25 protein-coding genes are annotated in these 26031 nt (G+C 45.4%); 17 read left to right on the top strand and 8 right to left on the bottom strand.

The annotated features are described in order from the left end of the window. Nucleotides 1-97: 97 nt before the first annotated feature. The 3 genes from V6M43_RS07220 to V6M43_RS07210 form a co-directional block, all read right to left on the bottom strand. Nucleotides 98-598: an SRPBCC family protein gene (locus V6M43_RS07220; protein WP_332733750.1), complete on the bottom strand. Its 501-nt coding sequence runs from the start codon at nt 596-598 to the stop codon at nt 98-100. Beyond that, complete coding sequence (locus V6M43_RS07215; RefSeq protein WP_332733748.1) at nt 582-914, bottom strand: ArsR/SmtB family transcription factor; 333 nt, start codon at nt 912-914, stop codon at nt 582-584. Before V6M43_RS07215 ends, V6M43_RS07220 begins: the two co-directional genes overlap by 17 nt. Before the next feature lie 113 nt (nt 915-1027). After that, entirely contained in the window at nt 1028-1774 is a 747-nt protein-coding gene (locus tag V6M43_RS07210) for a GNAT family N-acetyltransferase (RefSeq protein WP_332733746.1), read from the bottom strand. 85 nt (nt 1775-1859) lie between these two features. Here V6M43_RS07210 and V6M43_RS07205 point away from each other — a divergent pair, with 85 nt between their 5' ends. Further along, the gene (locus V6M43_RS07205) at nt 1860-4361 is read left to right on the top strand and encodes a family 20 glycosylhydrolase (protein WP_332733744.1); all 2502 of its coding nucleotides are present in this window, start codon (nt 1860-1862) and stop codon (nt 4359-4361) included. 73 nt (nt 4362-4434) lie between these two features. On the opposite strand, the gene V6M43_RS07200 is transcribed toward V6M43_RS07205, so the two are convergent. Then, complete coding sequence (locus V6M43_RS07200; protein ID WP_332733742.1) at nt 4435-7272, bottom strand: DUF1080 domain-containing protein; 2838 nt, start codon at nt 7270-7272, stop codon at nt 4435-4437. A 24-nt stretch (nt 7273-7296) separates the two neighbouring features. After that, complete coding sequence (locus V6M43_RS07195) at nt 7297-8571, bottom strand: Gfo/Idh/MocA family oxidoreductase (protein ID WP_332733741.1); 1275 nt, start codon at nt 8569-8571, stop codon at nt 7297-7299. Between the two features lie 88 nt (nt 8572-8659). Here V6M43_RS07195 and V6M43_RS07190 point away from each other — a divergent pair, with 88 nt between their 5' ends. After that, nucleotides 8660-9124, top strand: coding sequence for a hypothetical protein (locus V6M43_RS07190; RefSeq protein WP_332733739.1), 465 nt, complete (start codon nt 8660-8662; stop codon nt 9122-9124). Between the two features lie 12 nt (nt 9125-9136). On the opposite strand, the gene V6M43_RS07185 is transcribed toward V6M43_RS07190, so the two are convergent. Continuing rightward, a complete protein-coding gene (locus V6M43_RS07185; protein WP_332733737.1) occupies nt 9137-10093 on the bottom strand; it encodes a hypothetical protein in 957 nt (318 codons plus the stop codon). A 246-nt stretch (nt 10094-10339) separates the two neighbouring features. Here V6M43_RS07185 and V6M43_RS07180 point away from each other — a divergent pair, with 246 nt between their 5' ends. From V6M43_RS07180 to V6M43_RS07155, 6 genes are all read left to right on the top strand, one after another. Continuing rightward, nucleotides 10340-10813: an Hsp20/alpha crystallin family protein gene (locus tag V6M43_RS07180; protein ID WP_332733736.1), complete on the top strand. Its 474-nt coding sequence runs from the start codon at nt 10340-10342 to the stop codon at nt 10811-10813. 55 nt (nt 10814-10868) lie between these two features. Then, entirely contained in the window at nt 10869-11153 is a 285-nt protein-coding gene (locus V6M43_RS07175) for a hypothetical protein (RefSeq protein WP_332733734.1), read from the top strand. A gap of 55 nt (nt 11154-11208) precedes the next feature. Then, on the top strand, nt 11209-12387 hold the full coding sequence (locus V6M43_RS07170) for a threonine aldolase family protein (RefSeq protein WP_332733732.1): 1179 nt from the start codon (nt 11209-11211) through the stop codon (nt 12385-12387). Between the two features lie 35 nt (nt 12388-12422). Then, nucleotides 12423-14780, top strand: a complete 2358-nt coding sequence (locus V6M43_RS07165; protein WP_332733730.1) for a mechanosensitive ion channel domain-containing protein — start codon at nt 12423-12425, stop codon at nt 14778-14780. 75 nt (nt 14781-14855) lie between these two features. Next, the gene (locus tag V6M43_RS07160; RefSeq protein ID WP_332733728.1) at nt 14856-15200 is read left to right on the top strand and encodes a hypothetical protein; all 345 of its coding nucleotides are present in this window, start codon (nt 14856-14858) and stop codon (nt 15198-15200) included. 9 nt (nt 15201-15209) lie between these two features. Then, nucleotides 15210-15395: a hypothetical protein gene (locus V6M43_RS07155; protein ID WP_332733727.1), complete on the top strand. Its 186-nt coding sequence runs from the start codon at nt 15210-15212 to the stop codon at nt 15393-15395. Here V6M43_RS07155 and V6M43_RS07150 read toward each other — a convergent pair. After that, nucleotides 15377-16654, bottom strand: a complete 1278-nt coding sequence (locus V6M43_RS07150; protein WP_332733725.1) for a metal-dependent hydrolase family protein — start codon at nt 16652-16654, stop codon at nt 15377-15379. The genes V6M43_RS07155 and V6M43_RS07150 overlap by 19 nt on opposite strands. Nucleotides 16655-16766: 112 nt before the next feature. Here V6M43_RS07150 and V6M43_RS07145 point away from each other — a divergent pair, with 112 nt between their 5' ends. After that, a complete protein-coding gene (locus tag V6M43_RS07145) occupies nt 16767-17402 on the top strand; it encodes a hypothetical protein (protein WP_332733723.1) in 636 nt (211 codons plus the stop codon). A gap of 305 nt (nt 17403-17707) precedes the next feature. Here the strand turns inward: V6M43_RS07145 and V6M43_RS07140 are convergent, their stop codons facing one another. Beyond that, nucleotides 17708-18700: a GlxA family transcriptional regulator gene (locus tag V6M43_RS07140; RefSeq protein WP_332733721.1), complete on the bottom strand. Its 993-nt coding sequence runs from the start codon at nt 18698-18700 to the stop codon at nt 17708-17710. Nucleotides 18701-18811: 111 nt separating this feature from the next. On the opposite strand from V6M43_RS07140, the gene V6M43_RS07135 reads away from it, so the two are divergent. The 8 genes from V6M43_RS07135 to V6M43_RS07100 all read left to right on the top strand — a co-directional run bounded on the left by V6M43_RS07135 (nt 18812) and on the right by V6M43_RS07100 (nt 26004). Further along, the gene (locus tag V6M43_RS07135; RefSeq protein ID WP_332733719.1) at nt 18812-19216 is read left to right on the top strand and encodes a VOC family protein; all 405 of its coding nucleotides are present in this window, start codon (nt 18812-18814) and stop codon (nt 19214-19216) included. A 12-nt stretch (nt 19217-19228) separates the two neighbouring features. Beyond that, nucleotides 19229-19804 (top strand): dihydrofolate reductase family protein, encoded by a 576-nt coding sequence (locus tag V6M43_RS07130; protein ID WP_332733717.1) that lies wholly within the window; start codon nt 19229-19231, stop codon nt 19802-19804. Nucleotide 19805: 1 nt separating this feature from the next. Further along, the gene (locus V6M43_RS07125) at nt 19806-20216 is read left to right on the top strand and encodes a DoxX family protein (protein WP_332733715.1); all 411 of its coding nucleotides are present in this window, start codon (nt 19806-19808) and stop codon (nt 20214-20216) included. Between the two features lie 75 nt (nt 20217-20291). After that, on the top strand, nt 20292-20921 hold the full coding sequence (locus tag V6M43_RS07120) for a Crp/Fnr family transcriptional regulator (protein ID WP_332733713.1): 630 nt from the start codon (nt 20292-20294) through the stop codon (nt 20919-20921). A 64-nt stretch (nt 20922-20985) separates the two neighbouring features. Beyond that, the gene (locus tag V6M43_RS07115; RefSeq protein ID WP_332733711.1) at nt 20986-22386 is read left to right on the top strand and encodes an MBL fold metallo-hydrolase; all 1401 of its coding nucleotides are present in this window, start codon (nt 20986-20988) and stop codon (nt 22384-22386) included. Nucleotides 22387-22528: 142 nt separating this feature from the next. Then, nucleotides 22529-24190, top strand: a complete 1662-nt coding sequence (glgP, locus tag V6M43_RS07110; RefSeq protein ID WP_332733709.1) for an alpha-glucan family phosphorylase — start codon at nt 22529-22531, stop codon at nt 24188-24190. Between the two features lie 44 nt (nt 24191-24234). After that, a complete protein-coding gene (locus tag V6M43_RS07105; protein ID WP_332733707.1) occupies nt 24235-24696 on the top strand; it encodes a low affinity iron permease family protein in 462 nt (153 codons plus the stop codon). 114 nt (nt 24697-24810) lie between these two features. Then, complete coding sequence (locus tag V6M43_RS07100) at nt 24811-26004, top strand: hypothetical protein (RefSeq protein WP_332733705.1); 1194 nt, start codon at nt 24811-24813, stop codon at nt 26002-26004. Nucleotides 26005-26031: the final 27 nt, after the last annotated feature.

Here is a 26031-nt window from a genome sequence, read left to right as displayed (position 1 = left end):
TTGATATGAATTAGGAGCAGTTATGATTCTACTCAAAATCACCTGCGCATTGGAGGGTGGTCTACCCTCTGCGCAGGTGATAGTTTGAAATATAGGATCAGGCTGTTTTCTTAAGCAGCTTCTCGAGCTGGTCGAGACCTGTTGTGAAACCTTGTTCGAAGCCCATTTCGACGATCTTCTGAAGGTCGGCATCTGAGTCAAATCGAACATCTACCGTTACAATGGTTCCGTTATCTGCTTTGTCAAGACTGGTTGTCCAGTACATTTTTGGCATGTCGGTAGCGTAATTCCCCTGCTCATCACAGAAGGCATCATCGCCTTCAAAAACCTTGAAGGGCTCTATGCGGGTATAGTTTACCATGCACCATTGCCTGGTTTGATCCGGGCCTACCATGGCATAGAGCCAGCGGCCACCAACGCGGAAGTCCATACTCTTAGTTTCCGACCTCCATGGTTCAGGTGCCCACCACTGGTCGAGCAGAGCGGGTTCGGTCCAGGCTCTCCAAACCTGTTCTTTACTGGCATCAAAATACCGGGTGATCCGGATGGTCTTGTTTTGCAGGTCTTTAACCACCTGTAGTTTATCTACGCTGATCATTTTTCGTGGATTTTATTTGGTTTAAAACAATGTCGAGTTTATCAAAACGATTTTCCCAGGTATGCCGGAACTGCTCCATCCATTTGTCGATCTCTTTCATTTTTTTGGCATTGAAATGATAATAAATCTCCCTTCCCTGCTGTTCTTCTTTCACGAGTCCACATTCGGCCAGCACCCTGATATGCTTTGACACGGCCTGCCTGCTGCTGTCAAAGTTCTCAGCAATGGCATTGGGTGTCATCGCCTGTACGGCAAGCAGGGTAAGGATGGCCCGCCGGGTAGGGTCGGCTATGGCCTGGAAAACATCACGCTTCATCTGTCTTCGGTTTTAGAGTTGTAGTTGCTAGTACTATACGCAACTGTCTGGTTGCAAATATACACGCAACCATTCAGTTGCGCAAATTTATTTTTAGGCTTTAATTGTCTATTCTATTTTGTATCGCCGCATAGCATATATCCCACAATACGCATGCCTGCTTTTTCAAGGGTGCCTTTTGAGGCGATGTTTTCAATATTGCATCTCGCCGCCGGCACCCGCCCTGCTTTGTAACATGCTCTCTTGATCTCCTGCACTATAAAACTCCCATATCCTTTTCTGCGTTCTGGCTCTATAACTTCCATATATATGTCGGCGTATGGGAAATTATAATGCGTATAATAACCACCTGTTGCAACAACCTTGTTACCGGAAACAAGTACATAATCTCTTTCGGGTTCCGGACCATCTACAAATATTTCGTCCTCCGCTAATCTTTTACGGAACACCAGTTTATTCATTTGCAATTGCGCATCATGATCGTCTTCAAACAGTATCGCTTTTGCATTGATGTCTTTTCCAAACATATTCATCATAGCATGCATTGATGATTCATTCGTCTGGCACTCCATATGATTGGCCCCTGATATTATAAGCAGTTCAGAGAACAGGTCGGGAAGTTGTTTCCGATATGGAGGAAGAATATAACTTTCAAAAACAGTATCACGATCGCAAATATTATTGAGTCCCTTTACCGATGCATACCCAACCGGCAATCCATCCAGGCTGAAAAGGTAGCTGTCTGACCAGCCTCTCTCATGGCAGGCATTATACCGAACCTGGAAATGGTTTTCCTGCAGGAATAATGCTCTCAGTGAGAGGATATCAGTCAGGGTAACTTTGGTGGCTTCTGCTTTCATGGTTTTCTATTGGAACCCGTGTTTACCATAATTTACGCAAACGTTCTCACTGTTTATAATGTCATACATATTTTATATTCGGGGTATGGCCAGATTATATTTTCTCCTCCTGATCTTACTCTCGGGCGCTGTATTATACGCACAGACAAATCCTCCTGCGGCTCGCTTCGGAACCTACTACCAGCAACGCGAATCTCATTTTAATACGCTTACCGGTAAGCCCGGGGGTATTGTATTTGTTGGTAACAGTATTACCGATGGCGCCGAGTGGCACCAGCTTTTCCCCGATGTCAACATAATCAATATGGGTATCAGTGGCGATATCAGCGCCGGGGTATTGAATCGTGTGAGGTCGGTTATTGCCAGCAAGCCCGATAAGGTATTTTTATCTATCGGAGTGAATGACCTGGCCCGGAATATCTCTGCCGACTCTGTCATCAGCAATATTTTCCGTACTGCTGATAGTATTAGGATCCTGTCTCCCGCTACCAATCTTTATATACAGGGACTGTTGCCCGTAAATGATAGTTTCCCCGGCTTTAAGCAACATACCAACAAGGGGGCCACCATCCTGTTCATCAACAAAGCATTAGCAGCGGGCGCCGAAAAATATGGTTATAGTTATGTTGATCTGCTCCCTCATTTTGCCGATAAAAATGGAAAACTAGGTAGTCGTTTCACTAACGATGGACTTCATCTTAGCGGCGACGCATATATCCTCTGGAAGCATATCCTCTGGCCGCATGTTTATGGCCTTCAGGAGCAACCAGCTCTTGTTCCCATGCCACGCTCAGTCAACTGGCAACAGGGACGATTCCCTTTTTACCAACTGGATAATATCGTTGTTAGCCAGAATGAGTTGGTGAAAGAGTTAGCTCCATTGCAACCATTATTTAATTCAAAGATTCTGGCTGTCGCAGTCGGTAATGGTACAAGCTCGGTTAGCCCTTCCCTTCTTGTTCGATTATCGCCCCAAAGAAATGACAGCAGCGAAGCCTATACATTAACAGTGAGGGATAACCGCATTGTGCTGGAGTCGCCTTCACCAGGGGGTATCTTCTACGGAATGCAGACCCTGAAGCAATTGGCGCTTGATGGCGTATATATCCCGAATTGCCATATCGTGGATTCACCCGCTTATTCATGGCGTGGTTTCATGGTGGATGTGGGAAGAAATTATCAATCGATGAAACTCCTGAAAGAGCAGATCGACATGATGGCCAGTTACAAGATGAATATTTTTCATTTTCACCTCACCGAAGATATTGCCTGGCGGATTGCGATCGACCGCTACCCTGCTCTCACTGCCGATAGCAATATGACCCGCGACCCGGGCATGTATTATTCCAAAGCTGAATTGAAGGAGTTGGTTGAGTATTGTCGCGACAGGCATATTTTATTGGTGCCTGAAATTGATATGCCCGGCCATAGTGCCGCTTTCGAAAGGGCCCTGCATACCAATATGCAAACGGACAAAGGGATGAGCCATGTAAAACTCATCCTGGAAGAACTGGTGGAGAGTTTCAACTTTCCCTATATGCATATCGGTGGTGATGAAGTGAAGATCACCAATGATCGATTCCTTCCGGAGATGGTCAGGCTGCTGGAGAAGAAAGGGGTAAAAACCATCGGCTGGAGCCCCGGGGGAAATGTACCCGCCAGCACCATCCGGCAATTATGGATGGGTGATGCGCCTATTGAAAAAGGCTACCGATACCTCGACTCACGACATCTTTATCTCAACCATATCGATCCGCTGGAATCGGTGGTCACGATATTTCACCGCCAACTGGGTGATCGTGTCCAGGAGGACAACCAGATGATGGGTGCCATCCTCTGTGTGTGGAACGACAGGCGCATTGCCCGAGAAGAAGATCACCTGCTCTTTAACGGCGTTTATCCATCCATGTTGGCATTTGCTGAACGCTCCTGGCGCGGCGGTGGAGAGAAAGGCTGGACCACCCGCATAGGTGATGAGAATTCAAAAAGGGCAAAGGACTTCTTCGACTTTGAAAGGCGCCTGCTCGATCATAAGCAGCAGAATTTTAGCTCTATGCCCTTCCCCTACTGGAAGCAGGAAGGATGGAAATGGGATCTTCGTGTAGAAAAAGATGGTAAACAAACGAAACTGGGAGAAGCACTCGGCGGCACAATCGTTCTTCGTCATTGGTGGACGCCTTTAATTGATGGCCATATTCCAACACCAAAGGAGAATTCAACCGTTATAGCATCCACCCGTGTGTATAGTGAAGAGGACAAAGCCGTTCCATTTCTCATTGGCTTTGATAACCTTAGCAGGTCGATGGCAACCAATTCACCACCTGCCGGACAGTGGGATTACAGGGGATCTTCTATCTCCATTAATGGTAAGCTGATTCCAGCTCCCGTTTGGAGCAGGGCCGGACGCAAGGGTTCACTTGAATCACCACTGATTGATGAAGATTATTATTATCGTCCACCCATCATGGTTGATCTTAAAAAGGGCTGGAATGATATCCTGGTTAAACTACCGGTAAAATCTTTCAAAGGATCCGACTGGCAGAACCCCGTAAAGTGGATGTTCACCTGTATCATCCCCACACCATAGTATAAGCGCAGTTTATAAAAAAAGAAAAGAGCCGATGCCGGCTCTTTTCTTTTTGTGTTTATTTTGAACAGCTCTATTTTTTCTTCTTCTTCTTTTTCTTTTTTGATGATTGATCCTCTTTAACAGAGAGATCTTTTATCCGGATGTTCCTGAAATAGAGTGTATCACCATGACCCAGGAAACCGATATGTCCGGCTTTGCGTTTGAGTCCGGGGTGATCACGATGATCCAGTGTTCCATTGGCAGAAGCTTCTGCAAGATCACCTTCCAGTATAACGGTTCCGTTCAATGTTACTTTGATCTTATTCCCAATAAGTGAAATCTCTTCTTCATTCCATTCGCCCATAGGTTTCAGGTGGCCCTTTTTTGCAGTCATCACGCCATATACCGATCCATGGTACTGGTAGGGCTGCAGGTTCCGGTAGATCTCGGCATCGTTATCCAGGATCTGCACTTCCATTCCTTCATAGGCAGCATCGCCTTCCAGCGGAGCGCGTATACCCACGCCATTGTTGGCACCGGGAGTAAGCTTGAATTCAAAGCGGTAGATGAAATCACTGTACTGGTCTTTGGTGAACAGGTTTCCATCCCCTCCTTTTTTAGGGTAAACGGCCAGCTTGCCATCCTCAACAACATAGGCGGTTTTATTGCCGATCCATTCATCGAGATTGCTGCCATCAAACAACACCTTGAACCCCTCCTGCTTTTCCCTCTCTGGCAGAACAAATGGCTTTACGATATCATCCTCTTTGGGCAGGGTGGCCATATGCTTGCGAACCGCCGCTTTCAGGTATTCACTTTCATCACCGGAGATGGTTCCCATTGATTTCTCCAGCAATGTATGAACACGCTCGCCTTTCAACTGGTTATTGGCCAGCGCGATATTCATAACGGATGATGCTGCAGCGTTTTTCAGGGAGGCATTATCCAGGAATTCCGCTGTATAATACAGCGAAGGATAGGTTGGGATATTACCCAGCGAGCGCAGCAATCCAGCCTGCATGGGAACCGATGTTGCTTTTGGCATCAGCTCACGGATCATGCTGTATTTGCTTTCATCAGCTACTTTACTGTTGGAAAGCTGGCGGGTAAAGGAGCCGATAACAGCATTCATTAGCGCCGGACTCAATTCTTTTTTAGACAGGTTGAACAGTGTTTCAAGGGCTGCTCCTTCTTTCCAGTTGGCCATGGCCTGTATCATCGCCTGCTGGGCGGTAGGATTGGCCTTATCAAATCCGCCAGACAATTCCTCCAGGAGGGAAGGCGTTCCGATGGCTGCCATCACGCGGTAGTAGTTACTCTGCTGTTCGGCGCCTGCACTGCGATAGGCTGCGAGGAGCTGGCTTGCCTGCTGGTTGGGGTCGGTTATCCCTTTAAGGGCACTGGTCACAATATCCTGCCTGCGGGCTAACTCATTGCCACTTGCCGTGGTTGCCAAAAGTGGAAATAGCTGTGGCAGTTGATCCGCCACTACCATTTTGGGCAGGGCCGCAGCCGCCGCATCTTTTAGCTCTGCTGATTCATTATTTAGCAAGGGTAAAACGGTTGGAACCTGCTCCGATACCGCCCTTTCTCCCAGTACAGTAATGATGGCTGTTTTACCGGCGGGTGATGCCGTTGCCATGGCAGCAGTTGCAGTTTCCACGGCTGCCTTACCATCGGCCAGCAATAGCGCATTCCGGATAGCGTTTGCCTCTGTAGCATCGGCTGTTTGTAATAGCTTTCCCAAAACAGGTAAAGCCTTTTCAGGAGCCAGTTTAACTGCGGCATTCATTATACTACCCCTAAGAGATGCATCTTTACTTTGGAGTAGCTGTAGGGCAGGCGTAGCTGCCGCAGCTATGCCTTTATCGGCCAGAGCGTTCACAAGCTCAGCTTTGGCAGCGGGTGCCAGCGTAGGCAAAGGCTTCAACCAACTGGAGGCATTTGCAGCTGTAATGCCGGGTTTGGCAAATCGCAGGGCCGCCTGGCGGTAAGCGATATTCTTATCCTTGAGCGCATTGAGTAAAACCTGCTGAGCACCGGCAGGGTATTTCTTTGTCAGCATCTCCAGCACGGCTATGCGTGTGGCAAGCTGTTCTGGTTGCTGCAGGCTTACCAGCAGTCCACTGAGCTTTTTGGTGGTGGTATTTCCATCGGGTTGCTTTCCCAGCCATTGCAGGTAGGCAGCCGTTGCGCCATTATTGGTATACCGGAATCCTTCCTTACGGGCCGAATTTGCCAGCAGGCTTTCTGAGGCTTTGTCGCCAATTGAGGCAAGGGCATAATAGCCCGCCTTTTGAAGAACCGTGTCTGCTGGATTTGAGCTCAGCAACTGGGTGATGGCAGGGGCTGCAGGCGGGTAGGCCGCATATCCCAATGCCTTCACATGGGCCAGGCGGCTGGCACCGGTGGCAGCACCCATGGCGCTGTGGATGGTTTGCAGCGCCTCAGGGGTACCAATGATAGCAAGGCTTCTGCTTACAGCATCAACCAATCGGTCATTACGTAACAGGCCCTGCAGGTAGGGGATGGCATCATTCTTTCCTACCATTTCAAGCTGGGTGATGATAAACTGCTGGTCAACGGGATCGGTCAGCTGGCTGAGGCTCTTACCGTAAGCGGTAGTGGCCATGCTCCGCCACTCTTCCCTACCTTCCTGTGTTGCATAAAAACTGAACCCACTGATAGCATAGTGAAGGCGGCTCTTATCACCCCCCTGGTTCAATTGCTTTACCATCTCCACCAGTCCGTCGGCTCCCAGAGCAACAACTTCTTTGGCATTGTAAATTAGCTGTGCCGAATCATCGGCCGGGGTCTTTGCCAGCAGGTCGGCGATCCTTGTGGGGATGGTACGCTGCTGGTCGGTTTGTGCTATGGCAGGCGCGAAAAGGGCACCGGCCAGTATAAATGATAATATGATCTTTTTCATGATGTTCTTTCGAAGTTGAATGGATTAAATTGACCAGGCACCACGCATAGGTGGGTTCAGCAACCGGTTTGCCCCTTCGTCGTTGATGAATACCTGCTGAACGGGGTCGAAATGGAGGGTGCGGCCCAATTGCAGCGCCACCTTCCCAATGTTGACGATAGTACAGGAGCGATGCCCATTCTCTTCATTAAGGGCAAACTTCTTACGGTTCTTCACCGCATCAACAAAATTGGTAGTAACGGGCGCCGGGTCAGGGAAAGCCGCAAGTTTCCTTTCAATATCCGGGATGGTGCAGTTGAAGCCTTTGTAGAGTTTTCCTTTTGGTCCCTCTATATAAGCCGCGCCTTCCAGACTTCCATCTCCATCCAGAACAATCTGGCAGCCATCGGCATAGGTATAGGTAATCCGGCGCCAGGTTCCTACAGCATCATCATGCTGCTGGGGTGCATCCACTTCCACGCGTATGGGGGAGTCGTCATCCTTACCCAGGAAATACTGGATGGGATCAATATAATGCTGGCCCATATCGCCGAGTCCGCCACCATCATAATCCCAGTACCCCCTGAAGGTAGTATGGGTTCTGTGGGCGCTATAGGGCTTGAAAGGCGCGGGTCCCAGCCACATTTCGTAATCCAGTTCCTGCGGAACAGGATCCACCGGCAGGTCAGTTTTTCCTACCCAGTAGAATTTCCAGTCGAACCCTGTATGCTTACTCACGGTCACCTTCAGTGGCCATCCGAGTAGTCCGCTGTCCACCAGTTTCTTGATGGGCTTTACGGTGGTATTCATTCCATAAAAATTGTCTTCGAATCTGAACCAGGTATTGAGTCGGAAGATGCGGCCATGCTGTTTAACGGCTTCCACCACCCGCTTTCCTTCTCCGATAGTGCGGGTCATGGGTTTCTCACACCAGATATCCTTTCCGGCACGGGCGGCATCGGCGGCCATGATACCATGCCAGTGTGGTGGGGTGGCGATATGCACGATATCTACCTCAGGAAGGTTGATCAGTTCGCGGTAATCGCGGAAAGTTTTGATCCCTTTTCCACCCCCTAGGGCATCGAGGGCAAGTTTGATATGACGGGTATCCACATCACAAACGGCAACGGTGCGGGTACCGGCATATTCAAAGTGGCCGCGTCCCATGGATCCGACGCCTATCACACCCTTGGTAAGCGTGTCGCTGGGGGCAAGGAAACCCCGGCCCAAAACATGGCGGGGAACAATCGTAAAGGCAGCAATGGTTCCGACGGTATTCCTGAGGAATCGCCGCCGGGAATTGGTAAGTTGGCTTGACATATGTAATGAATGATTTTGCGCGCTTAAGTTAAGAATTAATGCTTGTAACGCCTTTGGAAAACCGAATTGATTGCCGTAACTTATTGCCATGAAGTACGCACTTCTTATTTTGTTACTCCAGCCCCTGTCACTGTTGGCCCAACAGTATCCCGTTTACACTTCATCTTGGTATAGCGAAGACAACACGGTTAACTTCTATGCTATTGAATCTGAGCAGCAGGCATTGGTTGGAAAACTGGGAGATGCCGCACGGGCGATAAAAAAAATTCCCTTACAACAGGTTGAGAGCGAAGAAATATTATCCAGGTTTGAGGAAATGAAGGGATGGTATTCAAAATATATTTCTAAACTTTCTATGTATAACAGCAACCAGTATTCACCCGCTGTGCAGCAACTGGCAGCTGAGCTATCAGAAGAAACCGAAACCTACTTCCACCAATTGCTTACTGATAAATTGATCCAGGAGCGGATCAACTACGCCAGAAAAAAAATCCGTGAGCGTCATCTACCCGTGCCACGCAAGGTGCGCGTTATCTGGCAGTTTATGCCCTAGCCATTTCCGTTATTAAGTACCTGCAATGGGCTTTTGCCTGCCTGTTGGTTCTTTTTGACGAGGCGGACGTTTATCGTTACCAATGATCTTGATCACCGACTTAACTACTTCAATAACCGGTGCACCTATTCCAAGTTTCTGCGCATTGGAATTGGCAGGAGCAATCACCATACTGGAAGGGTCAAATACAATAAAATTTGCAGAACTATCTGGCACTGGCTGTGCATTTTCAGGAACATAAACCTGTATCCTGGTTTTCTTATAAGACTCGGGATAATAGCGGAGGTAATATCCATCCGGATGCTGGTACCACTGAGTGAGTTTGAATTGGGGACGACTAATCTTTGATGGCTCCCTCAGCACCGCAATACGTTCATATGCTTCATATGATTGGGTACCCAGGTCAAATAATTTTCGGATATCATTTCCGCCTGAAGATGGTATCATGGTAGCAACTGTTTTGACCATTCCCATCATGCCACCATTCAACTCAAAAATTTGCTTTGAGTTAAGTAATTGCCTTCCGGTTGATTGTACATCGCCCGGTAACTTGCTGAATTCTTTTTTACTCACTACTGCCCAGAGTAATAACTGGATATGCTTTTGATCGATGTTGGGTGCATCATATGAGTTTCTTAAAATGGTCTCCACATATTCTTTCCTTCCACCTCCTGCGGCTGACAAAAAATAAGCGTCATTACGGGATGGATCCGGAGTACCGGGTTCGAGACAATAAGATTTGAACTCGGCTTCATAAAATCCTGGAGTTAATGCGAAAGAGCCATCTTCAAAACGAGGCTGTTCAACCAGGGATAGGGCTGTTGAGTCAGTAATAGGAAGTTCTGATACAATAACTGGTTCTGATGGATTGTTAGCAATTGACTGGGTAACTGGTTCCTGCTTTGTAACTGCGGCGCAGGCGGAAAGAAAAACAACAAATACCAGTACATGGGGTAGATGTTTTAGCATGGGGTTCATTTAGGGTATAACAATAACGCTCAAACAAAATGGAAAATTATAATCGACCATGCAAGAGAATGCCCTGCAAACTATTGTTAATGTCGACCAACAGGCCTTTATACCAGTCCGCTATCCGGTTTCGATCATTCGGATACTGAAAAAATGACAAGAAAATCTGGCAAGTCCTTGTCATTTTTTCGGTTCTTTTTAGTTTGGTATTTTCTTTGTTTGCATTTAAGAAAAAAAGGAGGTTTTATGACAACAGCAGTTGCAAAAAGACAAAACGGTAATCCGTCCGTTTCTTTTGGAAGTGTAGTTGATAACATCTTCCAAAACAGTCTTCGTCGTTTTTTTGACGACAGTTTCTTTGAGCAGGGTATGCCGCAGATGGCCAGCGGAAGCATACCTGTGAATGTGCGGGAAACAGACCAGCAGTATGAACTGGATCTTGTAGCTCCCGGATGTCGTAAAGAGGATTTCAATATTGACCTCAACGACAATATGCTCACTATTTCTTTTGAGCAGAAAGCTGAGAAGAAAGAAGAGAATGAAAACGATGGCTGGGTTCGCAAAGAATTCACACAGCGATCCTTTTCCCGCAGTTTTACGCTGAATGACATGGTTGATATCAACAAAATTTCAGCAACGTATACGGATGGGATCCTTCACCTCGTATTACCTAAGAATGAAAATTCCAAAAAGCTTTCCCGTAATATTGAAGTGAAGTAAACATTGGGGGTGGGATATCAGATCCCGCCCTTATGTTTTTAAGCAAAACGCCAGTTTGGAAACACAATTTTATATCGTTATTAATCTCAAAACCAGCGAAGGTCCCCAAAGCTTCGCGCGGTTTTTTATTGGTAATAACCGGCACAATGCCCATCATATTTTCCGCCAGTTGAAAGGAATTGATGCCGATGAAACGAATGTGCTTTACCTGGAATTCCGGGAAACAGTTGGAGGCTTGCCGGTAAACATAGACATGATAACCTGCACGCTCGACCAGCTCTCCGAAAATTGCAGGATCATCACAAAAGAAGTATTCCGTTTATTCAACCTGGAGGATTAATTCGTTCATTTCAGAGGGGCTTAATTAAATTATATTTGAAGTATAAGCTCTCCAAATGAAATCCCTGCATAGAAGATTTTTTCTTAAGACATCTGGTCTGGGTCTTTTGCCCTCCATATTTCCTTTTTCCAATGCAGCGGCGGCGGTGGCTGACAACATTTTATCGGCCCCACAATCCGAAAAGCTGATTAAGTTTTTCGGTGATGGAGAAATGTTTGAGCCCGGCGATTATATAGCTGAATTGGCGAAATCGCATGCTTCCACCGCCATTGTAAAAGACAGGTATGGAGTGGGAGGAGTTGTAACCGAACTCGAAAAGAAATTTATAGCGCTCACAGGTAAGGAGGCGGCAATTTTTATGCCCAGCGGTACCATGGCCAATCAATTGGCAATAGCTGTTTTGAGTGGTCAGAAGTCAAAAGTTTTATTACAGGAAACCAGCCATGTTTACCGTGATGAGGCAGATGCGGCCCAATCTGTTTTTGGCAAAAGGCTGATACCATTGGCAAAGGGCGAAACATATTTTAACCTGGAGCAGTTAAAGGAAACAATATCTGCAATCAAAACTGAGGAGGCCTATGGTGGAGAAATAGGCGCGTTGTCAATTGAAAATCCTGTTCGCAGAACGGATGGACGTGTGTTTCCATTTGATGAGATAAAAAAAATAAGCAGCTATTGTCGCGATAACAATATCACCCTTCATCTTGATGGTGCAAGGCTTTTTATAGCATCTGCATGGAAAGGGATTCCGGTGAAAGAGTATTCCGCTTATTTTGATACTGTTTATATCTCCCTGTACAAATACTTTGGTGCGAGTGGAGGGGCTATATTGTGCGGGCCTAAAGCCATCATAGACCAGATGCCAGAACTTATTAAGGTACATGGTGGAAATATTTATGGTAACTGGACGAATGCAGCGATGGCTCTACACCGGCTTGAAGGTTTTGAAGAACGCATGGAACAGACAATAATGAGGACTAAAGAACTGACCGCTGAGCTCAATAAGATAGCCGGTATAAAAGTTGCTCCATTGGATGGCGGCACCAATATTTACAGCATTACTTTATCAAAGAATCTTAATGGCCGGCAAATGCGTAACCGCTTGTATAAAGAATTCAATATCCAGATGGGATTTCCAGAGGGAGCCAGCCAGGCCTTGATCACCTTTAATGAAACCATACTTTACCAGGATATATCCTTCATTGTCAATGCTTTCCGTAAAAGCATCACGTGAATACTTTTAGCCCTGTTTTTTTCGTTTAATGGGCTATGAAAAGCCTTTTTTGCCTGATTTTTTTCTGCAGCATCGCAGGTCAGGTTCTTTTTGCACAAGACAGCAGCCGCCGACAGCGGCGTTATATGGATTCTGCCATATTCACTGAATCTAATGTCCTCACCCGGAGTGATTACTTATTAGCCCTTGAACGCAGCTTCCAGTACTTCAATAAAGTTCCCATGGTTACGGGGTCATTTGTATCCCTCGATGGCATACGCGGCAGACTGACTGCTGATGATTCAGTACTATCTATCATCAAGGGCAGGCTGGCCAATTCTGAACGCAATATGAATATGCGAAATCTCCAGATGTATTCTGCCTTACTGGAGCATCTTCATGAGAATGAGGAACGCTATGAAGGGCGGCTGAATGAATATGATGCTGCCATGGACAGTCTGAGGAAAGATTTTGCTCAATTAAGAAAGGACAGTACCCTGCGTGGTATGTTTCGCGACTCTCTGCTGAGGGCCAGCTTCAGGCCACAGATACAGGACCTGAGAGCGAAGCGGCAGTTGGCTGATAGTGTATTCAAGATGGCAACCGCAGATGTCAATAACCTCAAGGCACATGTAACCACCAACCTGATTGCTGCCGAAGAGTTACAACATAAAGTTGATCGCCTTCTTGCCACCACCGGTTCCCGCGCCTTTAGTAAAGAGCGCCGTTATATCTGGGAGCCTCGCACCGGTAATTCCCGCGCCCGCAGGGTGGGTAGCGAATTCCGGAAAAGTCTCAAACAGGAGAACCATATCGCTCAATATTATTTTGCCAACACCCGAAACCAGCGGACCATGCTGTTGGTTTTTGGCCTTGCATTTTTCGCCTGGATCTGGTACAATTTCAGAAGCCTGCGTAAGCTGGGAAAACTGGATACCCTGCGAATTTTTGAATTCCGGTATATCAGCGCGCTCCCAATTCTGGTTTCGGTGCTTTTCATGTTAAATCTTGCACCCCTTTTTGACCTTAATGCCCCTGCGCTTTACCTGGAGACAATAGGATTCTTTTTGATGACAAGCTTATCTGTCTATTTCTGGAAATACCAGAAACGGGTCTTCTTTTTTCTCTGGTCCCTCTACATCCTGATATTCCTGTTCTATAGTTTCAGCCGATATCTTGGACTACCCTATTCCATTCTTCGATTCTGGAACCTGGGAATAAACGGGGCTTCCATTATTCTGGCCATCACGGTTTGGCGGCAGTTTATCAGGCATGTGAGCAGGGCCCGGCTTTTGAAGATCGCTCTGGGTGGGTTTATGGCGTTGCACCTGCTGGCAGCCATCAGTAATGTGTTTGGAAGAGTAACGCTTTCCAATCTCCTTAGCTCAACCGCTATATATTCCTTTGCCCAGTTGATTGGTTTAGCCATTTTTGTTCCCCTTGTTTCGGAAGCCTTTCTATTGCAGATACAGGCGAGCCGTATCCGCAAACAATACCCTGTTAGCTTTGAATCAGAACCCATCCGTGTTGGAATTACAAGAGTGGTGACCATACTTGCAGCGCTCATCTGGGTGGTGGTATTTACCACCAATATGAATCTCTATAGTGGACTATCAGATGGCATTATGTCTTTTCTTACAACAGTCAGGAATATCGGCAGTTTCAGTTTTACCATCAGGGGTGTACTGCTTTTTCTGGGAATCATTTGGCTGGCGAATTTCCTTCAGAAGTACATCGCTTATTTCTGGGGCGATACCGGTGATGAAGCCTCTTTCGACAATAAAGGGCAACGCTCAAGGCTGCTGATCACCCGGCTGATACTTCTTACAGGTGGATTCCTGCTGGCAGTAGCGGCATCGGGGTTGCCGGTAGATAAGATAACCGTTATACTTGGTGCGCTTGGTGTTGGTATAGGATTGGGACTGCAGAGTATTGTAAACAATTTCGTGAGTGGTATCATCCTCATATTTGACCGCCCCCTGCGTATTGGAGATCTTGTAGAGATCGGGGATAAGAAGGGAAGGGTGAAAGAGATCGGGGTACGCTCCAGTACCTTGCTCACAGCTGATGGAGCGGAGGTGATCATCCCGAATGGCGACCTGCTATCCAATAATATCATCAACTGGACGCTCAGCAATAATCATATCAGAATCGACCAGGTATTTGAGCTTGAACATGATGGCGAGGATCCGGAATTCCGTGAGGCACTTAAAGCGAGGGTGCTATCGGTTCCGAATATGCTTAAATCGAAAGAGCCGCAGGTCCTGATTGATCCGGTGGGTGGCCATAAATATGAACTGCGCTTGTATAGCTGGTGTGCCGACGTAAATAAGCTCGAAAGCACACAAACAGCCCTTCGTCGGGCGATAAAAGAGTTTCTCCAGGATGAACAGGATCAAAAGAAGAGAGCATAAAACTTAATAATAAGATAATCTCAGTTTAACATTTGCCTGCTGATGCTATAGTACCTTGAAAAGGAAAATCAGCATATGAAAGCATTAGTAAACCAGGCAGGCTCCGTTCAGGCATTTGTGGAACAGCATATCATTCTCGATCCCGAGGCACATTCAACGGTAGGCATTATACTTGGGGGTTGTGTTTTTGATTCACATGGCACTTATAAGGGTAAATGTTTCAATGGTGCCGTATATGGATTGAAAGGTGAAAAACTTGCTGAGATGGGAACAACAATGGCAACTGATGCGGTTTCAATCCAGGAGGTTCGCAAATCGGGATGGGAGCTTGTTACTTCTATTCATGATCATAAATGCAGCTGGATAGAGCCAACAACAAAATGGTCGCGCCAGTCACTGATCTCCTATCTTAATAATTAAGTTTTGAGAATGGATATGATCCTGTCTAGCAAAGATATCCTCATCATAATCATTACCATCCTGGTAACGATAGTACTGGTTGTTGCACTGATAATAAAGAACAAGCGCGACAGGAAAAAGTACTTTGATTCGAGTCCCTCTGATGCTGTTGAAGAGCAAAGGGAGGAACATCTCCATCACCGCGACAGGTTATGATATATTACTCCGTCTTTCATCACCAATGTGATCTTACGAATTGCTGATATACTTATGGCTGGATTACCTTCCACGGCAATTATGTCTGCCAATAAGCCGGGCCTGATTCTTCCAAGTTCATCACTAATGCCAAATACATCTGCATTTACCGATGTGGCCGACCGCAGCACTTCCAGTGGTTTCATGCCATAGTCCACCAGTAGTTCCATTTCACGGGCATTGTCGCCATGTATATATACTCCAACATCTCCTCCCATAACAATGGTTACGCCTGATGCCAATGCTGCAGCAAAGCTTTTTCTTTTTTCGATGATGCGGGCAGGGGCGGGTTCATTACGCTTCCACCCCCTGTATTCCGACACCGCTTCTCCTGCAGCAATGGTGGCACAGAGAGCAACCCCTTTTGACTTCATCAGAGCAAATATTTCAGGTGTTCCATCATCACCATGTTCGATGGTTGATACTCCGGCCATTGCGGCCCTGCGCATGGCCTCGGGGGTGGTAGCATGTACCACAACCTTGCGTCCACTTCCCCCTGCTATTTCTACTGCACGGGTAAGTTCTTCAATAGAAAATGTAGGGGCTGCTTCACCTTTTCTTCCCCAGCGGTAATCACCATAAAGTTTAATAAGGTCTGCTCCATTGCCGATCTGTAATCTTATTTCAGCTGTCAATTCTTCCATGCCTCCCACTTCAGCGGCACCTCTTAATAATTGCAGTTCAGTAACATCTGATTTTGGTCCATAACTACCGGTTGCCACAATTGCTTTGGTTGCCACCAGCATCCGTGGCCCTGGAATGATACCCTTTATAATGGCTGTTTTGAGGCCGGCATCATCATATGCAGCCCCTTCCGTACCAAGGTCGCGCACGGTTGTAAACCCCGCCATCAGCGTTGCTTTCGCATGCATCACTGCTCTGGCGGTTCTTTCAGCGCGCGACTCTTTAAGAACCTGGTCATCCCAGCTGGTTTCATTATAGGGATGTAAAAAAAGATGGCTATGACCCTCTATCATTCCAGGTAAAAGCGTTTTGCCTTTGAGGTTGATCTTAATGGCCTCAGGGGGTATATTGGTAAGTTTACCAACTGCTTCAATTTTATTATCCCGCACCAGCACCTGCCATCCCTCCTGCATTTGTTCACCATCAAATACGCGATCGGGTTGAAGAAGGTATATGCCTGTTGCATTCTTAGTTTGTGAATGAATTGGTTTACTGGCGATAAGAAAGATTAAAATGAATACGGTGACAACACGCATAAAGGGGAGTTTATCAAACTTAATTAAAAACTCGCCTCTTTCACGCTGGGGTTGGAAGGATTAATTGTGATGGCATAGATTTTTGATGGATGTAAATAACTAATACATTTCCATGGAAAATTCCCCCAGCAATATTCCTCCACAGATGAAGGGTCAGCATTCAGATAATTGCTACCAGGTGGAAACGGAATCAAATGAAGCGGCCCGACATTTATTTTATATGTCGGCCCAACGACTCCTGGATGTAAATAATTGGGGAGAAATTGCAAAAGGCTCACCGGCAAGTTTTCAGTTAACAGATAGTGACGGAAACGAGGTGCAGGGCAAGGCCAGGAAGGGATTGTTTTTTCAGATTGATCTTCCCGCTCCCGGAAACGATGCAGGAGAAGGATCTGATTATGTTGTGATTGAATCTATTGAAGACAACCTTGCTGATAATGAAGCACAGGAAAATTATATCTCTATACGGGTAAGGCCTGCTCCCAGGCCTGGAAGTACTGCGGAAGAGGCCGCACATTTTTTTACTACAGCCGCAACTTCCAATTTTATCGTCCACCGGAAGGCTAATGTTGTGAGTGCCTGCGTTATGGGGCGGAATGAGGAACCCAATAATGAGGAAACTTCAATGGTAGACAAAATACGCAATACGCTGGTTGCCACTGCTGCAATACTTGGCCTTGCCGACATGCAGTGGAAAGCGCTTGTAAAAGGTATTGTTGGCGATACTACTGATAAGGGCAAAGATTAGCCAGATCGTAGAGTTGATTCCACAGATTCAATTTGCTTAACGGCATGGTATGGTTTCTGCCTTTAGAAGTCAATTCGTGCCCGTATACCTAAATAAAATTTAAATGTATGAAAAAGCAATTTTTGATTCTGGCTACGGTTACAATCACCTTTTTGTTCGCTGCTTGTGACAGCGGTACCAATACCTCTATTGAGGTTAGAGATTCTACTATGCACAATGGATCTACTATGCATACAGACACTATGATGATGACTGATACAGTAAGAACCGATACATTGATCCGTGATACTACTATTCGGAATTAATCAGAGAGATGCCATTGCTTCTTTACTGTCCTTATTGTACTTATTACGATAATCAATAGGATTTAGTCCGGTGATTTTTCGGAATACCTGACGGAAGGCTTTGGTATCGGTGTATCCCACATCATACATCACTTCATTGATATTTTTACGGGTAGCTTCGAAGCTGCGCTTGGCAGCTTCGATCTTTACCCTTTGTATGTACACTGCAATAGTGTTACCTGTAGCCAGTTTAAATCGTCGCTCCAGGCTTCTCCGCCCCAGGGCAACTTCGGTAGCAAGCTGTTCAACTGTAAGCTTTTCTGTAAAGTTGGTTTCGATGAACTCCTGCGTTCTCTTTACCTCAACATCTTTATGGTCTTTCTGAGCCCTGAACATAGAGAAGGCTGCCTGGCTTTTTCTGTCGATATCAATTGCGAAATATTTTGCGGCAAGAATAGCTACTTCCCGGTTTGTGTATTTTTCAAGTATATGAAGAAGCAGGTTCCAACATGAGTTTGCGCCACCACTTGAATACAATCCCCCTTCATCGGTAATTATATGCCCATCCATAATGGTGACATCGGGATACATCTCACGGAATTCATGGTAAAAGGCCCAATGTGTTGAGCAGCGCTTTCCATTTAGCAGCCCGGTTGCTGCCAGCAGAAATGAGCCCACACAAAGCGATGCAATCTCTGCACCGGATGAATAGATATCTTTGATCCATTCTACTTCCTGGCTGTTATTTTTAATGACTTCCTTAAAATCACCTAAAATAGCGGGGATAATTACAAGGTCTGTTTGTTTTACTTCAGAAAGCAATTTATCTGCATGAACAGAATAAATACCTCCATGTAATTTAACCTCCGGGCATCTTGCTACCAGCTCAACTTTAAATGAGGGATCATTATCAGCTGCTGTCAGAAACTGGTTAGCAGTTGTGAATAGATAGCGCGGGTCGGCAACGGTTTCCATCACCGCTGATTCCGGCACCAGTATGGATATGGTTTTCATGCATTAAAGCTACTGATTAGGACTGACGGAATCAACCCCTTTAAACGTCGTGATTTCATCCCTTTTGTCTGCGAAAAGCTTGCCATTTTTACAAAGTAATTAATGAGCCCGATGAGTCAACTGATAACCTATCTTACATTTAATGGAAACTGCAGGGATGCGATGGATTTTTATCAGCAATGCCTTGGTGGTGAACTTTATCTTCAAACGGTTGGTGATACCCCGATGGCAGACCAACTTCCGGAGGAGATCAGGGGCTGTATACTCCACGCATTGCTTAAAAAGGGAAGTCTGGTATTAATGGGCACGGATATGGTGGGAGATGAAGTACTTATACAGGGTAATTCAATATCCATTTTACTGGAATGCCGTACTCCGTCACAAATGGTACGCTATTATAATAAACTGGTTGAAGATGGCCAACAAACACAACCCATAGAAAAGACTCACTGGGGTGCGTTATTTGGAGCGCTTACAGATAAGTTCGGTCATCACTGGTTGCTAAAATGTTCATAATTTATACCTAATATGAGAAAGTTAAAACTACAGGTACAGATGACCGTTGATGGCTTTATTGGAGGGCCTTTGGGGGAAATGGATTGGATGATAAGTACATGGTCGGAAGATGTGAATCAGTATGTGACGGCATTAACAGAACCCGTTGATACAATTCTACTTGGACGTAAACTTGCACAGGGATTCATTCCCCACTGGAAGGGCATTGCAGAAAAAGAAGCTCCGGAACATTACTCAAGAAAATTTGTGGAAACTCCCAAGATTGTTTTTACCAAAAGCCTTGAGAATTCAGAATGGGAATATACTACCCTGGCCAAAGGTGATCTTACCGAAGAAGTTAATGCAGTGAAAGCAAGGGAAGGCGGAGACGTTATTGTGTATGGCGGAGGAAGTTTCGTTTCTGCACTTATCAGGGAAGGATTGATCGATGAGTTTCATCTTTTTGTTAATCCGGCACTGTTGGGCGATGGGATGCCGATATTCAGGGAGCTGAAAGAAAGACAGGCACTTCATTTAAAAGAATCGCGGAGTTTTGACTGTGGTATTGTGTTGCTCTGTTATGAATTGGTAAATACAAATCCATTATAATATGAAAGCTCTTTTCAAAACAGAATCGTTACATACCGATCTCGCCACATTGCTGTTACGACTTATTGTGGGAGGATTATTCATACGTTACGGGTGGATGAAAATCGTGAATTACGACCAGATCCTGCCAATGTTTGGTGATATTATTGGTATTGGTTCCAGGCTATCATTCAACCTCGTAATATTCGCGGAATTTTTCTGTGCTATTTTAGTGGTGTTAGGATTAGTTACCCGCTTAGCGATCATACCCATCTTCATAACTATGACGGTGGTTTTCTTTATAGCACATGCGAATGATCCATTTGATGCCAAAGCTATTTCCTTTATCTATTGGTTGCTTTGCTTTGTGATCTTCATTCTGGGAAGTGGTAAATATTCTCTTGACAAGTATATCTTCAGACAGCCGAATTAAGAAATCTCTTGTGTAACAATTAGCACAGTCTGAATTGGTAAAGATTCTCAATTTACGGGAAGATTACTACCAATCATGATCCAGCATAATACGATCAGGCAGGTATTACCCGGATTTGAACCGGAGTTATACAAAGAAATGTTTCGATATGGACAGGTAAACACCCAGGCTGCCGGCACCACCTTTATCAACATGGGGGATCCAATAAAATCGGTGATCCTTGTATTGGAAGGAATTGTCAAACTCTATCAGAAAGATAGTGAAGGGAATAAATTTTTCATGTACAGCATACATGGTGGACAAGCCTGCGCAATTTCATTGGTAAGTGATTATCACGAGGAACTCAGCTCTGTTATGGCTTTAGCCTACACAGATACAATGACACTTACCATTCCCCTCGAGCTTATGGATAAATGGCTAATGCAATATAAGAGCTGGCATTATTTTATATTGCGGTCATACCGCGACCGTTACGATGATTTGCTTCAAACAGTAAATGAGATCGCATTCCGGAATATGGATGAGCGTCTGGAATTCTATATCAGGCGTTATGTAAAACAATTTGGTAACCAGGTAAAATTAACGCACCAGGAGATTTCCAATGACCTTAATTCCTCCAGGGAAGTAATCAGCAGGCTGCTGAAGAAAATGGAAAAGAATGGATGGATTATTATTCATCGAAGTTATTTTGATTGGGTTAAGTGATTTTTGGCACAGAACAAGCCAATTGTTAATGGCAATTTTACATCAGAAATAAACTATAAGCCATATGTTCTTCCAACACATTTATGACAAGAGTCTTGCACAGGCAAGTTATTTTATTGGATGTCAGAAAGCGGGGGTAGCCGCTGTAATTGATGCCAAGCGCGATGTAGATACCTACCTCGAAATCGCAAAGCAAAACAACATGAAGATCACCCATATCTTCGAAACCCATATCCATGCTGATTTCCTGGCAGGTTCAAGAGAGCTTGCTGCGTTAACAGGTGCTGATATGTACCTTTCAGCAGAGGGTGGTGAAGGATGGGAATATGAATTTCCCCATAAGCCTCTTAAAGATGGCGATGTTGTTATGGTGGGTAATCTTAAGATAGAAGTGATGCATACGCCGGGTCATACGCCTGAAAGCATCAGTTTCCTGTTAACGGATACTCCTGCCAGTGATGAGCCGGTTATGTTATTTACAGGCGACTTTGTATTTGTAGGTGATATTGGTCGTCCAGACCTGCTGGAGAAAGCTGCCGGTATGAAAGGCACCCAGGATGTTGGCGCTCATCAGATGTTTAATTCCATTAAAAAATTTGATGCTCTCTCCGATTTCATCCAGGTATGGCCAGGCCATGGTGCAGGATCTGCCTGTGGAAAGGCGCTGGGTGCAGTTCCGAGTACAACAGTGGGGTATGAAAAGGCCAGGAACTGGGCATTCCGATATGAAAATAATGAGCCTGGATTTGTAAAATATTTACTTGAGGGCCAGCCTGAGCCACCGAAGTATTTTGCGATGATGAAGAAGCTTAACAAAGTTGATCGTCCTTTACTTACAGAGGTTCCTAAACTTAAGCAACTTAATGCTGCCGAACTTAAAGCAGCATTGGATAAGGGAATTAAGTTGATAGATACCCGTAATAAGTCTGAGTTTTCAGAAGGTTTCATTCCGGGTAGCATCAATATACAGAATAACAATTCCCTGAGTACCTGGGCGGGTTGGTTCCTGACTTATGAAGAACCATTTATTCTGCTTGCAGAAGAATCACAGCTGGATGAACTTACCCGCAAGCTGATGCGTATAGGCCTCGACAATATCTATGGCTTTGTTCCTTCCGTAAAGGTTTGGGAAGAAACAGGCGGAAAGCTGGAGAAGGAAAATCGTATCAGCCTGGAAGAATTCAAGTCATTGAAAGAAAGCAATGGCATCCAGGTGGTGGACCTTCGTGGTGCAACAGAATACGAAAGCGGACATATTGCGGGAGCCGATAATGTGTTTGTGGGAACTATTCTAAACAACCTCGACAAGGTAAGCAAAGACAGGAAAGTGGTGATCCATTGTCAGGGTGGTGATCGTGCTGCCATTGGCTATTCAATTCTTGCCGGCAAGGGTTATAAGAATGTTGTGAATTTTTCTTCCGGTATCAATGAGTGGGTCAATGAGGGTAATCCGGTTGTAAGTTAATAGGGTTGAATTGGGTTTTTATAGGACGGGGCTGTCTCATAATATGAGGCAGCCTTTTTTTGTTGACTATAATCATCGGCCGGTTGAATAATGATCAGCATTCAGGCTATTGAATTTTGGTAATTTGAGAAAACGGTTATTCATGGCTTTCGAGTTCTCACATCCATACGAATTTGATCCTGCATATTCACGACCTGTTGCATATTTCTGTATGGAGTATGCGATCCATCAGAGTTTTAAAATATATGCGGGTGGACTAGGTTTTCTGGCCGGTTCTCATATGCGTAGTGCCTTTGACCTCAAACAAAACCTCGTGGGCATTGGCATTTTATGGAAGTATGGCTATTATGATCAGGTTCGGAAGGCCGATCAAACAATGGATATCCTCTTCCAGGAAAAAGTATATGGGTTTTTGCAGAAGACAGGGATAAAATTCACTATAAATATTTCCGGCCACGAAGTTTGGGTAACTGCCTTGTATTTGTCACCCGCTGTATTTAATACAGTGCCAATGTTTTTCCTTAGTACCGATCTTCCGGAGAATGATTACCTGGCACAAACCACCTGCCACAAGTTGTATGATGCCAACCCGGAAGCCAAAATTGCAGCTGCAATTCTGCTCGGCGCCGGTGGTGCCCGTTTGCTGGAGATCCTCAATTGGGAGCCGGATATTTATCACCTGAATGAATCGCATGCATTACCCCTTGCATTTTTTCTTTACCAGAAATACCGTAACCGCGATGAATTGAAGCGACACCTGGTATTCACGAACCATACTCCTGAAGAAGCAGGCAATGTAAAATCAGATTTGATCTGGCTCGAGAAAATGGGTTTTCTATGCGGAGTTCCCATAACTGAAGTGAGGATAATTACCCATACAGAGGGTGACACATTAGATCATACAGCTTCCATCTTACACCTTGCCGGCATGGCGAATGGTGTATCAATACCACACCAGCATACTATGCTCAAAATGTGGGCAAACCACAACGATATATGTTCTGTAATCCCTATTACAAATGCCCAGCATTTCGGTTTCTGGGCCGATGAAGGAATGTATAAAGCGCTTGAAGAAGGAGATGATGAGGCCTTATGGAGAGGAAAGAAGATTGCCAAAATGGCTTTGTTTGAAGAAGTGTCTGACCAGAATGGAGAGATCTATGATGAAAACATTCTAACCCTCGTGTTTGCAAAAAGGTTTACAGGATATAAACGACCTGATCTTTTGTTCCATGATATGGAAAGGTTTGAAAAGCTTATCAGCAATCCTGATCGGCCAATACAGATCATATGGGCCGGAAAACCCTATCCGCTTGATTACATCTCAATAGGCGTATTTGACAAGATTGTACATATCTGTAAATCTCATTCCAATTGCGCAATACTGGTTGGGTATGAAATGAAATTAAGTCGATTGTTGAAAGGTGGTGCTGATATCTGGCTGAATGTGCCTCGCCTTCGCCATGAAGCATCAGGAACAAGCGGCATGACCGCTGCAATGAATGGTGCGGTTAATGTAGCCCTCCCAGATGGTTGGTTCCCGGAATTTGCCCGCGATAAAAAGAATTGTTTTGTCATTCCCTCCTGTAATCCCACCTTAAATGAGCACCAGCAGGATGAGTTAGATGCCGCCTGCCTCTATGAATTACTGGAAAAGGAAGTTATTCCACTTTATTACGATTACCCTCAAACCTGGTTGCATATTATGAAGGAGGGAATGCGGGATATTTTTCCGCAGTTCGACAGTGCCCGACTTGCAAGACAATATTACAAAGAGTTGTATAGTCCCATAACTGTGTCATAAGCTCCCCAAGTACGGGAATTGAATGATCAGGTTAAAAACAGGTTATGGGTAAAAATAAAAGTGGCGGCCTTTCCAAAGTGTTCGCTTCCGTGGCTGATAAGGTAACCCGTGCCACGGGTAGTCCGGTGGCATCTATTATTGCCATGGTTATCGTTATCGTCTGGGCTTTGTTGGGTCCGGTTTTCAAATTTTCAGATACCTGGCAGCTGGTAATAAATACAGGTACAACCATCATTACCTTTTTGATGGTATTCATCATCCAGCAATCTCAGAACAAAGATACCCTTGCATTACAATTGAAACTTAATGAGCTTCTTGCGAGTAGTGATAAAGCCAGCAATAAGCTTATTGATATTGAAGAACTGACAGAAGAAGACCTGGTGCGTATGCGTAAATATTATCAGCATCTTTTTGACAAGGCAAGGGAACACGATAGTAGTAATGAATCACATAGCATTGAGGAGGCTGAGGAGATTGCTCTACAGAAACAAAAAAGGGTAAAATGATGTATGAAAAGTAGATTCCGTTACACGATTTAGTGCCTGAAATTTTCTTGATTACGGGGCAATCGTTTTGCATGGTAGTAATGCCATTAATTTTTAAACAAAAAAACGATTGTTATGAAACGAGAAAACTCAAGAAGCAATTACGGACGAAATGAGTCTTATGGTTCACACTATAATAATGACAGGGGGTTTGGTTATGACCGGGAAGGTGAAGAAGATTATGATCGTCGGGATAGGTCCTATGATGATGACCGTTCATGGGAAGGACAAAGAGATCATGGTCGCGACAGTTATATGAGTCGCCAGGACCGTGGTTATGATCGCGGTCGTGAGGGACGTGGTTATGGATCAAATGGAGGAAATGATTATGGTCAGGGTTACGATCAGCGTGGCTATGAGCAACGCGGGTATGATCAGCGGGGATATGACCAGCGTGGAAATGATCAGAGAGGATTTGACCAGAGAGGATTTGATGACCGTGGATATAACCAGGGCGGCTACAATCGCGGTTATGGACAGGGCAACCAGCAGTCATGGGGCCGTGGAATGGAGCAAGGATATAATTCCGGAAACTTCGGTGGCGGAATGCCATGGGATCAGAGCCAGCGTAATTTCCCACAAGGTGGATTCGGCAATCAGCAACAGTCCTACGGACAGGGAAGCTTTGGTGGTTATAATGAGCGAAATCCAGGATCTGGCCAACAGGCATGGAACCAGGGCCAGGAAAACCAGTCGTGGAACCAGGGTCAGGGACAGGGCCATCAGTCATGGAATCAACAGGGTATGGGCCAGCAGGGATGGAACCAGGAGCATCATGGTCAGGGACACCAGGGATATGGCCAATCCAACCAGGGTTATGGCCAATCCAATCAGGGATACGGCCAGGGAAATCAGGGATATGGATCAGGCAATCAGGGCTCTAATCAATCTTATGGCCAGCAATGGAACCAGGGTCAGCAAAACTGGAACCAGGACCGTGAAAATCAGGGAAACCAGGGAAACCAGTCATGGAACCAGGGGAATCAGGGCGGCCAGGGAAATCAGGGTAGCCAGTCATGGAACCAAGGGCAATCTGGTGACGACAACAGATCATCCCAGCAGTCCTCTGGTCAGTATGGTAGTCAGGAAGATAAATCTAAGCAGGATCCCTGGAAGCAAAGTGGACAGGAGGGCAATAAATCAGATGCCGGTAAATCCACTTCAATGTCATCAATGAGCAGCACTGATAAGAAAGATCAGTCTGAAGAAAATAAGGATGGTAATAAATCAAAAGATTCTTCTTTTACTGAGAAGAACGCGAAGAAATAAACGTTCTGTTTGTTTCTGAAACCAAAG

It is taken from the genome of Flavihumibacter sp. (genome assembly GCF_036676075.1).
Classification (GTDB): domain Bacteria; phylum Bacteroidota; class Bacteroidia; order Chitinophagales; family Chitinophagaceae; genus Flavihumibacter.
Note: the sequence above shows the minus strand (reverse complement) of the source record. Positions and strands in the feature narration are given on the sequence as shown.